The sequence below is a fragment of the Vibrio ruber DSM 16370 genome (genome assembly GCF_900163965.1).
Taxonomy (GTDB): domain Bacteria; phylum Pseudomonadota; class Gammaproteobacteria; order Enterobacterales; family Vibrionaceae; genus Vibrio; species Vibrio ruber.
Genome location: NZ_FULE01000014.1, coordinates 44,261 through 58,211 on the forward strand (window position 1 = coordinate 44,261; position 13,951 = coordinate 58,211).

The window sequence follows — 13,951 nt, forward strand, 5'->3', positions numbered from 1 at the left end:
ATATATTTATGACTGGTGCCTCAAAGTCCCGCCTGAAATATGCGGGACTGGTTTTGCCAATAATCTCTTTCCAATTTCGAAACATAAATAAAGAGAAGACAACCAGTTCATGATTGAAATAACAAGGTAAATGCGCGTGGTATCGACTTGATTTAAACCAAGCAATGCTGCAAAACCAACCTCTAAAGAATAAAAAGTAATATTAATGAAAAATATCTTTAGCCCCTGTCCTGTTTGTTCCAGAGCTGTCATCAACGTCAAGACAACACCGAGGCTTAAATAAGAAGCAGAAACATGGTTAAAATAATTACCAGCTGCATCAATAATTACAGCATTAGAGGTAAAGAGCTCGATAAATCGATGTTGAAAAAAATAAAAAATCAGACTAATAACCAGATAAATCAATGCGGACATGCCTAGGCCAATAAAAAATATCTGCCGAGCTCGCAAGAAGTGTTGTAACGAAACAGCCTTATTGGCATGGATAGCCATTGCAGTTCCCAAAGCGATTGCCGGAATAATGATAAAAGACTGAATCCGAAAGGCGATACCGAATCCAGCAAGATCACTAGCACCATAGAATGAAACAAGAAAGTTAAAACAAGAGAGAAAGGCAAAGAGAAGTAGAAAGCTCCCCATAACTGGGATCCCCATCCGGACAACATCCATCATAACCGTTCGGAATACATTATGAATGCCATGCAAAGAGAATCGAATATTCTTACTTAAGAGTAATAAAAGGCTTGATAAGAATAAATAGACACTGCCAGTCACTGCTCCCCAAACTAAACTGTAGAGCCCCTGCTCCCAAAAATTGGCGGCACAGCAGGTTACAGAAATATTAAGCAGGGTTCCTGAAATACCCAAGAAACTAGCCCACCGATTGAGTCCAAGCCCAAAAAGGCACGACATTGTCAAAGACGCAAAGCCGATAATGATACCAACTGTCAACATCAATAGAATGAAATTCTTAGCCAGATATTGCTGAGCAGGGATGACATGGAAGAACTCAACTGCCATCCCCTGAAAAGCCCAGATCAATAAAATCAGGGCTGACATTAGCAGAAACAAAATAAAATAGAGTATTAACAGCCGTTGTCCTATTTCTTTAGCACTATATATTTCATGTTGAGAACCATATTTCAGTATCGGAATACGTAGTCCTTCATGGATGGCCATCATAATATAGTTCAGTGGTAAAAAAAGCCCAAGAATATATAAGCTTTCCGATGAATTCTGACTAACGACACCAACATTAATGAGGACTGAAACAGATGAAATAGCCATTGTTAACATCAGTGTCATCGTTGTATTCCATAATGAATCAACTAATTTCAACTGTTGATATTTTTCATTCCTGAGCTGCTGATTTATGGATAGAACAGTCATTATATACTCTATATTTATTAATTAATGGTTCTTATCAGATTGAACGCGACTATGGATAATGTTCAATCTCTGCATATCAATACTACCTTCCATCCATTCGTATCCTTGAATATCGGATACAATTTTCTGCAACCATACATCAGTTAAATAGACAGAGGTACCAACTAGTTGAGGTAGCATCACTGCAATTTTTTCAGCAATCTCTGTTGCACAGGCCTTGGCTAAAGAAACGGCACTGCCATCCATGATTTGATCATCGATACACATTGCAGCTCGATGATTGAGCTGTCTGGCGACATCCAATTTACTCTGTAATGTCTGATGCAACTCTTTTTTCTCATGCTGGTTAAGATATGGTAGCGCAGCATCCAAAAGTGCTTGCGCACTACCTAGAGCCATCGCACTGACACAGGGTCTCATTCGGTAAAATGTTTTAATGACAGCATGCATACCTCGCTCTAAAGGACGTTTATGTAAACCGAGGATGGCTTCTTCTGGTAAGGGAACCCGGTCAAAATAGAGATGACTCAAACCGGCACCCTGCAAGGCAGAAACAGGAAGCAACTGTCGGTAAGCCCGAGCATGACTCAGAACTTCCGGGGTTAATAAAATGACCGCAATACTGAAAGGCCCGGGACCGGTACGAATGACCATCGTCCCCATTGTTGCTTCTCGTCCGTTACCCACCAGCCATTTTTCGGCACAAAGCTCTTGCTCTTGATTCAATAACGAAGACGGATTTCCGGCATCTGAACCTTTTCCCGGCTCAGTAACTGCCATACAGGTGCGAGCCTTGGTATGAGACACATGGTCAAAAAAATATTCCTGCTGTGCTTTTGAGCCTAATTCACGTACGACAATCCCAGATAAAGATGGCCCGGGACAAGAAAGCAGAACACTCGGATCACCGTAAGACAAAGCTTCATACATAGTCGCTCGCTCAAAGCATGAACTATCCCGATCGGCATATACACACTCAAAGCCAGGAGCATCAAGATGTTGTAAAATAACATCACGATTTTCAAGCACATCGAGTGATGAAGCTCGAAATATTGCAGCCAAATCCAACCATTTTTTTTCATAATGGCGGCTTGCAGCCGTATCATTCCAATCAATCATGGTTCTTCCTCAAATAGATCTGACTCAACAAACGAAAAATATATTGCATATCGACTAAACCATTATGCAGTAAAGCTCGACCGCCAGCAGTTTTGATTAACATATCCACTAATTTATCGATGTCATCGGCAAGATGTTCACTCATATCAAGTGATAGCGTTCCATTTAAATTGTCTACGGTCAGCGACAACCATGCATGATGTTGCAATATTTCAGCCAGCCGTAGTTTGACCGAAGAAACAGAAAGTAGCGTTTTATCACCAATAACACGCTGAGCTGTATGTTCAATAAGTATCGAAGACCACTGCTTTATCCAATACAATTGCTGTAAAACAATCGCTTTTTGATAGTGATAGAGCGCAGAGTTATCAGATGAAAGCTCATCATTGTGGTGTGTTTGCACTTTCAACAAGTGCAGATCATGACGTTTTAAATGAGATGAGCTGGGTTCAATAATTTGAGCCTCCTGAATGTCCAGAGTGCCTTGATAATCACCAACAATCTGTACATCCGAGGCTTTCAACTGAGAAGATGAGGCGAGAATAAACCCATGTCGTGAGACAACTTGGCGAGGTGTTGAAAATGCCATTTTCGCCACTTCGTCAACTGACCAGTAAAATGGCATATATTCCTTCGCACTATAAGGATATGAAATATCAAACACAGAACTAATCCTTTAATTTCTTTAATAAAGACCATGACACCCTGAGACTTTCCACATCATGATCAATCAGTAATACGAACGGCTTACAAATATTGGATAACGTTTGGTTCGCTAAGGTGACAAACATATTCATCCCTGTCACCCCCGGAGATAAATAAGAAAATTCCATTTCATGTTTTTTATCATCTGAATCGATTTGAAACATGAGTTTTTTGCAAAACAGTCCCGTTCTTTGAGTCAGCAGAACCACATCATCCGCACAAACTCCCGAAGTTGCCAATATTTTCTCAACCGTTTTATAGGCATCAATTCCCTGAAACATATCCCATTCAGTGATTTGACCGGAATCCATCAACATCCACGTGCTATCTGCCGTTTCTTCAGGTGTAAGAAGTGCAACAGAAGCATAGGAACGCTCTGGTACAGGGAAACCTTGTTTAAGATTGCGAGGGATAGTGTTTTGCTCCATACCAAGTAGTAAAATCTTTTGAGTTTCACCACGAGTGAGATAGCTGTCCGCAATCATGAAAGCTGTCGAAGAAGCCAGACTACCGTTATCACAAACATCAAAAGAGTGCCCTTTCAGCTGATACTTGTTCATAAAATACGGACCAAATGCCGAATGTTCCGGGTCAAACTCTGGTGTCCAATAAGAGAAAATAGTCAAGTCAACACTATCCATCCCACCTGAACTTAGAGCTTTGTCTAAAATATGATCCCCTAATTCTGTATAAGAATATTGGTCACCTTCCAACAAAGTTGATTCGTCCATTTGATCTTGAGCAATACGATGCAAATCTTTTTGATAAGTAATAAATCGCTCTCTCGGAGTTTTTCGGAGCTCACGACGAGGCATCGTTTCAAAAAAAACCTGATTCACAAAGAGCATATCATGCAACAGCCTCTAAACGTTCGGTTACATATTGGCAAAGAGAACCTATCGTTTGCACATGGTGTCCTTCAAGTGTATTTGCATCAATAGAAAAGCCCACGATATTATCTTCAAGCGACATTAAGAATGTTAGTGTCGTCATTGAATCTAACCCAAGATCGTCTCTCAAAGATGTCGATTCCGATAAGCCATCGGCAGAATCAATATTGAAGTGATTTTTTAGAACTGACTTAATATTTTCAATAACGCTCTGTTCCATATTTATTTTTCCTATTCAACTTTTACTTAGCCTTGGTTGAGCTTATCCCCAACCATATTCGAGTGATAAATATGATTATGAATTTACGTATCTCTGTTCATAAGCACATACAGATAGAAAAGCATTGAACGCTGATATATCCAGGTACAATTAATTTAGGTGAAAAAATTATAAATTCTCAATTTTGATAAAAATGAGAACATATCAACCAAAGGAATAACTAAAAACATACGATTAAAGTTATAGAAATGAAAAATCGATACAAGAACGACTATAGATAGAGAATATTAAGCATGAGCCAACTTTAATTCGTAAGTAATATTTTTATATTTATATTTTCAATCTGCATTAGATTATTGATGATTTTACAAATGAGAGAAAAAATGTCAATAACTATGTTATTAAAATTTTATTACTTGTTAACACTGCTAACAAAATGAGAAAAACTCAATTAACAATAACATTATAAATAAAAAATCCTTGTATATCAGTTACTTTTAATTACACAAAAATCATAAATATCTGAGTCACCATCAAAAAAACATAAATAACTAGCCGCTATTTACTTTGTTGTAAATAATTAATGGCCATATTGATACATAAATCTCATACATAATGTAAAAAAACCAAATGGTATATATTAAATAAAACTAATAAAAATTATATAACATGACATACTGATTATTCATAAAGTAATACTACCTTGTACATCTGCCAATGACCTCTGAAAAATAAATATTCACTATAATTCTGCTGCAATCTGAAAACGTAAACGACAACTGTAGAATTTAGTCCCATCAAACAGGATAAATAAATGACTTTCATTGGTCATGCCACTTATGAATATCTTAAGCCATTCTTAAGTTTGCCGGCCCATAATCAGTCGGGTGAAAGACACCATCAATCGTGATGCAACAGGAGCATACATCATGTCCAAAACAACGTTGACCCGCCTGGCTATTTTACTCGCGACAGCGACAACCTCTTCTTTGGTTTTCGCTGATCCGCAGTGTACTCAACAACCCGAATCATCCTGGATACCTTTTGCAACAGCCAAAGCGCAGGTTGTTGAAATGGGATATCAGATTAAAAAATTTAAGAAAACCCATACAGGCTGTTATGAACTTTACGGATATGACTCTCACAACAACCGGGTTGAGATTTACTACAACCCGGTAAACATGCATGTCGTAAAAGAGGAAAAAGATGACTAAACAAGCGTTCATCTGGGATGCTGTCGTCCGCATCACACACTGGACAACAGCAGCCTTGTTTTTATCGAATTACTTTCTGACAGAAGCAGGGAGTCAGCTACACCAGTGGATTGGTTATACAGTTATCGTTGTCGTCTGTATTCGTCTGCTTTGGGGACTGATAGCCCGTTCTCCGGCACGATTATCGGCGTTCAAGCCTTCTGTACCTCAGGCATTAGAACATCTCAAAGAGGTGCTGGTGACCAAAAAAGACCAACACGTCGGCCATAATCCCGCAGGTGCAGTGATGATCTGGCTGATGTGGTTGCTTATTCTGAGCACAGCCACAACCGGCTGGCTGTCTGAAACCGACTGGTTCTGGGGAGAGGATTGGATGACTGAAATCCATGAGTTTTTTGCTAATGCCACAATGGGTGCGGTCACCATCCATGTCTGTGCCATTATCCTCATGAGTAAACTGACACAATTCTCTTACGTCAGAACTATGTTGTGGCGCCCCAGAGACTAGGAGCCGTTGGCCTTTCATGATTGAATTTTGTTCAATCTGAACGGGTATTGATCGCGGCGCGGGGCATGCCGCTTAGCCATCCTAAGCAAATGACCCGCAACAACAAATGCTCATTTCAAGCCCTTTGATTTTCAGGGGCTTAATTTCTCTCAACAAGCTGCTTGCTGCGCTATTTCACCTCTCGCAGAATATATTCACCTCACCAAAACCTGACTTCAAGTCATCCTGACTTACAGTTATGATATACAGGCATATCATCACAGACCTGTTTCCATTCAGCTCACTTTAACCAAGGAGTCCCTGTGTCCACTGTATTTCATTTTCGCGCTTGCCTGTTCGATTTAGACGGTACTCTCATTGATTCAATCGCAGCCGTTCATCGTGCCTGGACGGCATTTGCCACCCGTCAGGCGCTCGATCCGGCGCACATTCTGCATCATATTCACGGACGTCCTGCCAGCGAGTCAGTGGCAGAATTTATGGCAGGCCACCCTCAGGCTGAAATTGAGCGGGAGATTGCTTGGTTAAAAGAGGCTGAATCACAAGATACTGCGGGGATCGTCCCAATCACGGGAGCCATCGATTTCCTACATCAGTTAAATCATCTGCATGTACCGTGGGCAATTGTCACTTCCGGTAATGACCCGGTGGCTCATGCCAGAATCAAAGCGGCCAATATACCCAAACCAGAAATCGTCATTACTGCCGATCAGATTACCCGCGGAAAACCGGATCCGGAACCTTACCAACTCGGGGCGCAGGCTCTCGGTTTAAAAGCTGAAGAATGTCTGGTGTTTGAAGATGCTATTGCAGGGGTACAATCAGGGCTGGCTGCCGGATGCCCGGTCATCGGGCTACTGACACAGGTACAAGATGCTCAGGCATTACTGGGGGTGAGCACGATTTCAGACTACACCCGACTGACACTGGAACAAGATAGCGAAGGTTTTCGGTTGCGTCTTCCGTCATAACTCCCCTGTTAAAAGCTGAACCAACAGCAAGTTGATGGCAAGCCAACCTGACTTGCCATTACATTATTTCTCTTTAACCTTCTTCTTTGCGTCATTTTTACTGAATGGCAACGATACCTGACGCCTATCAATCCAAAGATTTCTTGAACCGCATCGAGGCAACCACTAAGCCAAGCAGGGTAAATCCAAGCATCCATAATGTGTCACGCCACAAATCAACCAGATCGGCACCTCTGAGAACAATGCCGCGAATCATCCGCATAAAATGCGTTGCGGGTAACACTTCAGCAATCCACTGCGCAAGCACGGGCATTCCCTCGTAAGGAAAGATGAACCCGGACAACAAGATCGAAGGCAGTAAGATAAATACAGTCATCTGCATCGCCTGTAGTTGAGTTGTGGCAATCGTTGAAATCATTAATCCCAAGGTCAGACTGGCTGAGATAAATAATAACGTCCCCCAGAGGATCTGACTGAATGCTCCGTGAATCGGGACATCAAAAATGATATGACCCAATCCCAGAATAATGCCCACCTGAATCAGACCAATAAATATATAAGGAATAATTTTTGCGACCATCAATTCAATCGGGTGAATCGGTGTGGTGATCAACAGCTCCAGATTACCGCGTTCCCGCTCGCGGACAATCGCAGCACTAGTAAACAGAATCATGGTCATGGTAAGAATCACACCGAGTAGTCCGGGAACGATATTCACGGCTGAGCGGCGGCTCGGGTTGTAATAAAGTGCAACATGAAATGTCTGAGCCTGAGTCTGAGCGCGATCGTTCTGAAAGCCGAGCTCCCTCAGTGGCATATGCTGTAATCCCATCACGGCTGAACTGATCATCGTGTCGGAGCCATCAACGATCCATTGAGCCAGCACCCGCCCCTGAGCAAGACGTTGGTCAAGATCTTTCGGCAGAATCATTGCTGCCCGAACCACGCCCCGGTGAATGGCTTGTTCCGCTTCTTTGGCTGTCGCATAGTGCTTGGTGATATCCACAACCTGAGTCACCCGCACCGCTTCAGTCAGCATTCTGCCGGTTGTACTTTCACTGAGATCCACGACTGCAACCGGCACGTGGCGGACATTGGTATTAATCGCAAAACCGAACAAAATCAATTGAATCAATGGGATCATCACTACCATGCCGAATGTAATCCTATCCCGCGAGAGTTGACGCAACTCTTTGATCATCATTGCTTTCATCCGATATAAATAATTCACTGTCGTTTCTCCCCGGTGACACTGACAAACACATCTTCCAGACTGGGGCGAACCACGGCAATTTCTGCATCGGTCAATGTCGGCACCTGAGCTTTCAACCACGCAAGCGGAGCAGCAACATCCTGTTCAATCAGCACACGTAGCCGGATCCCTAACTGAGCAGCTGAGCGAATCTGAGGTAGTGTCGTCAGTAAATGTTCTTTTAATCCCCGGAGATCTTGCGCCCGAACTTCGACCACATGCACCCCCATGTCGCGCATAAGTTGTTCCGGCTCTCCATCGGCGCGAATCCGTCCCGAATCCATAATTGCCAATCGGTGACAACGCTCAGCTTCATCCATATAGTGGGATGTCACCAGAATGGTCGTCCCCTGTGCGGAGAGATCAAACAACTGCTCCCAAAACTCTCGCCGGTTTTCCGGATCGACGGCTGACGTCGGTTCATCCAGAAATAGCAGTTCAGGATGATGCATGGTTGCAGCGGCCAGAGATAAACGCTGTTTCTGCCCGCCACTCATCCCGCTGACCCGTTGCTTGCGCCGTTGATCCAGTCCATAGGTTTGGAGCTGCTCATTGAGACGCTGTCTGAGCTGCCGGTGACCCATACCAAAAATCTGCCCGATAAACTGCAAGTTTTCTTCGACGGAGAGATCATCGTAAAGAGAGAATTTTTGGGTCATGTAACCGATTTTCAGTCGTAAGCGTTCTGATTCCCGGGGGATATCCAGCCCCAGAACCTTGACCTGCCCTGAAGTGGGATGCAATAACCCCGTGAGAACCCGAATCGTGGTTGATTTACCGCAACCATTCGGGCCGAGAAAACCATAGATTGAGCCTTTCGGGATTTGCAGCCGAACGTCCTCAATTGCCGTAAAATCACCAAATCGCTTTACAACATTTTCCGCCTCAATCGCATACGCTGTCACGGCCTGAGCCCTCCGAGTTCAACCTGAACCGGAATACCAGAGGGTAGGGATTGCGCTGAATCATCCAAATCAATTTCAGCCAGATACATCAACCGGGAGCGCTCCTCTTCCGTTAACGCGTAATAAGGGGTAAATGACGGTTGAGCCGAGACATAGCGAACTTTTCCCCGGAAGACCGTTGTAACACCATCAACATGAATATTAACGATCAGCCCGGGCAGAAACTGAGTCCGGTATCGTGCCGGAACATAAACCCGCGCGTAAGGCACCTGATCGGCTTCAATCACAGCAACAGCCTGATTGATCATCGCCCGTTCACCAAGTTTATAAGGCAGGCTATCCAGCACACCATTGCGGGTCGCAACAATCGTCAACTCACTCAGCCGGTGCTGTTGTAACATCACACCGGCTTTTGCAGCATCGAGTGCTGCTTTTGCCTGTTCGATATCTTCAACCCGCGAACCTGCGGTCAGTTTCGCGAATGCTTCTCTGGCGGCATTTAATTCAGCTTTGGCAGTATCGCGACTGGCCAGTGCCCTATCGTTTTCCGACTGGCTACTGAGTTTCTTCGCCACCAGCTCACGGGTGCGCTGATAGTTTTTTTCGGCTTCAATAAAACGCGCATCAGCACGAACGACATCCGCCTGCGCGGTCGCAATGTCTTCCGGACGTTCGCCATTGGTAAGTTTCTGCAAATAGGCTTGTGCCTGTGCCTGCTCTGCGACCGCTTGTGCCAGCAGCACATCCTGACTTCGCTGATCGAGCTTTACTAAAACCTGTCCCTGAGTTACCGGTGTCCCTTCTTTCACCGGTAACTCACGAATAATTTCGTTCGCTGTTGCAGTCAGCGTCACCCGATCACGTTCTAACGTTCCCAATGCAACGTGAGCTTCATCAGTCTGACAGGCGGTCAGTAGGATCATCACAATGGTATGGTAAATCAATCGCTGCATTGATGCTTCTCCATCATTCAATAGAGCAATGTCAGAAGTGAAAATGTCACAAGCCAGATGGAGACGCCATCTGCTCAACCAATTTTTTTAAAGAGGTTGGCTTGCCGATATAATAGCCCTGAGCCATATGGCATCCTAGATGATGTAACAACTCAAGTTGTTCTTTGGATTCTACACCTTCAGCCATAATTAAAAAATTGAGATGTTTCGCCATGGTAATTAATGTTGAGATCATGTATCGGTCTCGTTCTGAATTCACCAGCGCATGGGTAAAAACCTGATCGATTTTCAAACAGTTAATTGGTAAATCTTTTAACCGTCCCAGACAAGAGTAACCAACCCCAAAATCATCAATGGCAACACTAATGCCAAGTGATCTGAGCGCTGTGACCTTCTCCCGGACATCGTCATATATGTCATTGGTTAACGCAGACTCTGTCAATTCTATAACAAGCTGATGCGGAGGAAATTCATAGGTCGATAATGCCCGCTGAATTTGATAGACAAAATCACTCATCCAGAAGTGACGCGGCGAGATATTCACCCCCAGCTGCTGATCCGCTTGTAAAAAAGACTGCGCATCTTCAAGCGCTTGATACAACGCCCATAAACCGATTTCTTCCGTATGGCCGGTATCTTCTGCAATCTGAATCAATTGCGTGGTCGGAATCTGTTTTCCTTTTAACTTCCAACGAATAAGTGCTTCATATCCGACAATCTGCTCACTCTCAAGTGACAATTGTGGCTGATATTCCATATTAAATGTTTTATTTTTCAGCGCTGTTTTCAGCTCAGATTCAAGCTGGTAGCGGGCATATAACTTCTCGGCCATAGTAGGCGTATAGAGTTCAATTTGCCCTCTTCTGGTCACTTTAGAGTGATACATAGCAATATCAGAAGCTTTGAGTAAATCTGTTGCTGTATCACCATCATAAGGATAAATCGCCACACCGGCACTAAAACGTAACGACAGATCATTAGCATCCAAACGATAAGATTCTTCTTGGATTGATTTAATGCGCTCCAGTATAGGGGCTAACTCATCTTCACTTGCCAGTTCAAGTAAAACTAAATATTCATCTCCGCCTAAACGCCCGACAATATCACTTTTACGGATCGAGTGACGCAGCCGCTCACCGAACACCTGCAATAACAGATCACCTTTGGCATGACCATAGGTATCATTGACCATTTTGAAATTATCCAGATCAATAAAGATCACGGCCACCTGACACCCCAATCGCTCGGCTCGGTGTAGCATCTGCGTTAAGCACTCCAGAGAATAAACTCGGTTCGGCAACTGGCTCACCTGATCGAAAAATGCTTTATCTGATACTTCATGGATCAGAGCGCGTAAATCCTGCATCCGACGAGACGCATAAAAAACGCCGCCAAGACCGAACCATAAAACAATCAGCGTAATTTCATCCATTTCCCAATGTTCATGTTGACGACTAAACAGATAAAGCCGTTCAAACAGATCCACTTCGGTCATCAGAGAGATGCAAGACAATATCAGCGCAATCACACAAATGTAGAAAAAGTCTCGTTTAGCACGTTGCCGGATTTCTTTTTCCAGATGAGTCTGCATATATTTCTGTTTCATTGTGATTTATCATTTTAGAGGAGTGCGTCCACCTCAAGTGAATCCTGATACTCCTGAGAGACGAAATAATTCAGCAGTGGTCAAATCCAATGCTACCTTAAGTAAAGCGTAGACCAGATCGCCACTTTATTGACAAAGTTATTGAGTAAAGAAAATACGATGTTATTCAGATATTCAGCAATAGCAGATAAAAATATCGTCCCTCTCCTGCCAACAGAATAAATCCCCAACGTGAGTGACAATATAAAATACTGATGAAATGCATTTCATTAAATTATTCCATCTACTTCAACAGACAAACACAAAAACAAAACACTGCAATTAAAGCTTTAAAAAGATCAAATCATTAATTTATCGTTAACTAAATGGTAAATTCATCTAAAAGTTGCTAGGGTTACCGGATATTTGTAAAGTGGGCTGAATGTATAAAGCCAACCTGTCTAAAGTAGAGATTTCGATGTTTCCTCATTCATTTGAATCTCTGCATCGACATATAGCTTTATGAATACGATCACGGATGTCATAACACAAATCTGGAGTTTTACATGAATAAAAATAAGATTTCCCGAGCAATGATGCTGGGATTTGGCCTGACTCTAGCCACCACAACATTACCATCCTATGCAGCACACGTTCCGGAAGGAACCAAACTGGCCCCAGTACAAGAATTGGTCCGGGGAAATGGATCTGAAATCGAAACACTTGACCCACAAAAAGTGAACGGTGTTCCCGGTGCTAACGTAGACAGAGACCTGTTTGAAGGTCTGGTCAATGAAGATGGCTATGGTAATCTTGTCCCCGGTGTCGCTGATAAATGGGAAACCAAAGATAACAAAACATTTATTTTTCATCTGCGTAAAACCGCAAAATGGTCAAATGGTGACCCCGTCACAGCCGATGATTTTGTTTACGGATGGCAGCGCCTTGTCGATCCGGCAACCGCTTCACCTTACGCTGAATATTTACAGTTAGGTAATGTGGTCAATGCCGAAGACATTGTCTCTGGCAAAAAAGACAAATCCACGTTAGGTATCAAAGCTATTGATGCGCATACGCTCGAAGTCCATCTTGATAAACCCACGCCCTACTTTGTCAAAATGCTGGTACACCAATCAACATTCCCGGCACCGCGTAAGGTTATTGAAAAATGGGGTAGTAAGTGGACCCGACCAGAACACTTTGTCGGTAATGGTGCCTACGTCCCTGAAAAATGGGTCGTCAATGAGCGTTTAGTGCTCAAACGTAATCCGCTTTACTGGAATGATGCTGAAACCGTTATCAATAAAGTCACTTATCTGCCAATTGAAAGTCAAAACGCAGAAATGAACCGATTCCTCGCAGGGGAAATGGACTCTACCTACGAAATGCCGGTTGAACACTTTAAGCGGCTCAAGAAAGAGCACCCGGAATCAGTTTCTGTCACCGGATATCTGTGTAACTACTACTACGATTTCAATATGCGGAAAAAGCCATTTGATGACGTTCGGGTCAGAAAAGCGCTTTCCTATGCAATTGACCGGGATATCATTACCAAAGCCATTATGGGGCAAGGACAGAAACCAGCTTACGCCTTTACACCTGACATTACTGCCGGCTTTACCCCACCGATGCCGGAATATGGCAAGTGGACTCAGAAAGAGCGCAATCAAAAGGCACGTGAGCTTTTAGCAGAAGCTGGTTATGACAAGAATAATCCGTTAACACTGACGCTGATTTACAACACGTCTGACAACCATAAAAAAGTTGCCACGGCGATTCAGTCGATGTGGAAACAGACTTTAGGTGTCAATGCCAATCTGGAAAATCAGGAATGGAAAACCTTCCTGGATAACCGTCGTCAGGGGAACTTCGAAGTTGCTCGCGACGCTTGGTGTGGTGACTATAACGAAGCATCTACCTTCCTCTCTCAAATGCTCTCCAACAACAGTGGTAACTATGCTCACTATCAAAGCAAAGCCTATGACGATGTCATGGAAAAAGCGATGCTGAGCACGTCCGACACTGAGCGTGCGAACTACTACGCTCAGGCGGAGCAGTTAATTGCGCAGGATATGCCGGTCGCTCCGACTTACCAGTATGTGAAAGCGCACTTACTCGCGCCTTACGTCGGTGGTTATCCGATCCATAATGCGGGAGACATGACTTACACTCGGGATATGTATATTAAAGCAAAATAATCCATTCCGAGTCATCAAGACAGGGCTGTATGGCAGGTGTCA

13 protein-coding genes are annotated in these 13,951 nt (G+C 43.5%); 4 read left to right on the forward strand and 9 right to left on the reverse strand.

The features are described from left to right. Positions 1-6: 6 nt before the first annotated feature. Genes VR7878_RS04350 through VR7878_RS04370 form a run of 5 tightly spaced genes read right to left on the reverse strand, consistent with a single transcriptional unit; the run spans position 7 to position 4,323 of the window. Positions 7-1,389: an MATE family efflux transporter gene (locus VR7878_RS04350; RefSeq protein WP_077333736.1), complete on the reverse strand. Its 1,383-nt coding sequence runs from the start codon at positions 1,387-1,389 to the stop codon at positions 7-9. Between the two features lie 21 nt (positions 1,390-1,410). Then, on the reverse strand, positions 1,411-2,508 hold the full coding sequence (locus tag VR7878_RS04355; protein WP_077333738.1) for an acyl-CoA dehydrogenase family protein: 1,098 nt from the start codon (positions 2,506-2,508) through the stop codon (positions 1,411-1,413). Next, on the reverse strand, positions 2,501-3,172 hold the full coding sequence (locus VR7878_RS04360; RefSeq protein WP_077333740.1) for a hypothetical protein: 672 nt from the start codon (positions 3,170-3,172) through the stop codon (positions 2,501-2,503). Before VR7878_RS04360 ends, VR7878_RS04355 begins: the two co-directional genes overlap by 8 nt. Positions 3,173-3,176: 4 nt before the next feature. Then, positions 3,177-4,052: a hypothetical protein gene (locus tag VR7878_RS04365; RefSeq protein WP_205409420.1), complete on the reverse strand. Its 876-nt coding sequence runs from the start codon at positions 4,050-4,052 to the stop codon at positions 3,177-3,179. Positions 4,053-4,062: 10 nt separating this feature from the next. Next, entirely contained in the window at positions 4,063-4,323 is a 261-nt protein-coding gene (locus VR7878_RS04370) for an acyl carrier protein (protein WP_077333744.1), read from the reverse strand. Between the two features lie 929 nt (positions 4,324-5,252). Between VR7878_RS04370 and VR7878_RS04375 the strand changes: the two genes are divergently transcribed. The 3 genes from VR7878_RS04375 to VR7878_RS04385 all read left to right on the forward strand — a co-directional run bounded on the left by VR7878_RS04375 (position 5,253) and on the right by VR7878_RS04385 (position 7,016). Continuing rightward, positions 5,253-5,537, forward strand: coding sequence for a PepSY domain-containing protein (locus VR7878_RS04375; RefSeq protein WP_077333746.1), 285 nt, complete (start codon positions 5,253-5,255; stop codon positions 5,535-5,537). After that, entirely contained in the window at positions 5,530-6,045 is a 516-nt protein-coding gene (locus VR7878_RS04380; protein ID WP_077333748.1) for a cytochrome b/b6 domain-containing protein, read from the forward strand. The genes VR7878_RS04375 and VR7878_RS04380 overlap by 8 nt, the downstream gene beginning before the upstream one ends. Positions 6,046-6,347: 302 nt before the next feature. Beyond that, positions 6,348-7,016, forward strand: a complete 669-nt coding sequence (locus VR7878_RS04385) for an HAD-IA family hydrolase (RefSeq protein ID WP_077333750.1) — start codon at positions 6,348-6,350, stop codon at positions 7,014-7,016. A 127-nt stretch (positions 7,017-7,143) separates the two neighbouring features. On the opposite strand, the gene VR7878_RS04390 is transcribed toward VR7878_RS04385, so the two are convergent. The 4 genes from VR7878_RS04390 to VR7878_RS04405 are packed head-to-tail and all read right to left on the reverse strand — an operon-like array spanning position 7,144 to position 11,732. Further along, positions 7,144-8,229 (reverse strand): ABC transporter permease, encoded by a 1,086-nt coding sequence (locus tag VR7878_RS04390; protein ID WP_139344016.1) that lies wholly within the window; start codon positions 8,227-8,229, stop codon positions 7,144-7,146. Between the two features lie 14 nt (positions 8,230-8,243). Continuing rightward, positions 8,244-9,173, reverse strand: a complete 930-nt coding sequence (locus VR7878_RS04395) for an ABC transporter ATP-binding protein (RefSeq protein WP_077333754.1) — start codon at positions 9,171-9,173, stop codon at positions 8,244-8,246. Beyond that, positions 9,170-10,126, reverse strand: a complete 957-nt coding sequence (locus tag VR7878_RS04400; protein WP_077333756.1) for an HlyD family secretion protein — start codon at positions 10,124-10,126, stop codon at positions 9,170-9,172. The genes VR7878_RS04395 and VR7878_RS04400 overlap by 4 nt, the downstream gene beginning before the upstream one ends. Before the next feature lie 46 nt (positions 10,127-10,172). Continuing rightward, complete coding sequence (locus VR7878_RS04405) at positions 10,173-11,732, reverse strand: putative bifunctional diguanylate cyclase/phosphodiesterase (protein WP_077333758.1); 1,560 nt, start codon at positions 11,730-11,732, stop codon at positions 10,173-10,175. 545 nt (positions 11,733-12,277) lie between these two features. Here VR7878_RS04405 and VR7878_RS04410 point away from each other — a divergent pair. Continuing rightward, a complete protein-coding gene (locus VR7878_RS04410) occupies positions 12,278-13,909 on the forward strand; it encodes an ABC transporter substrate-binding protein (RefSeq protein ID WP_077333760.1) in 1,632 nt (543 codons plus the stop codon). Positions 13,910-13,951: the final 42 nt, after the last annotated feature.

What these genes read in the sequence shown, in the direction of transcription:
- VR7878_RS04350 (WP_077333736.1), bottom strand. Translation starts at nt 1,389, where the DNA reads ATGACTGTTCTATCCATAAATCAGCAGCTCAGGAATGAAAAATATCAA.
- VR7878_RS04355 (WP_077333738.1), bottom strand. Translation starts at nt 2,508, where the DNA reads ATGATTGATTGGAATGATACGGCTGCAAGCCGCCATTATGAAAAAAAA.
- VR7878_RS04370 (WP_077333744.1), bottom strand. Translation starts at nt 4,323, where the DNA reads ATGGAACAGAGCGTTATTGAAAATATTAAGTCAGTTCTAAAAAATCAC.
- VR7878_RS04375 (WP_077333746.1), top strand. Translation starts at nt 5,253, where the DNA reads ATGTCCAAAACAACGTTGACCCGCCTGGCTATTTTACTCGCGACAGCG.
- VR7878_RS04380 (WP_077333748.1), top strand. Translation starts at nt 5,530, where the DNA reads ATGACTAAACAAGCGTTCATCTGGGATGCTGTCGTCCGCATCACACAC.
- VR7878_RS04390 (WP_139344016.1), bottom strand. Translation starts at nt 8,229, where the DNA reads ATGAAAGCAATGATGATCAAAGAGTTGCGTCAACTCTCGCGGGATAGG.
- VR7878_RS04400 (WP_077333756.1), bottom strand. Translation starts at nt 10,126, where the DNA reads ATGCAGCGATTGATTTACCATACCATTGTGATGATCCTACTGACCGCC.
- VR7878_RS04405 (WP_077333758.1), bottom strand. Translation starts at nt 11,732, where the DNA reads ATGAAACAGAAATATATGCAGACTCATCTGGAAAAAGAAATCCGGCAA.
- VR7878_RS04410 (WP_077333760.1), top strand. Translation starts at nt 12,278, where the DNA reads ATGAATAAAAATAAGATTTCCCGAGCAATGATGCTGGGATTTGGCCTG.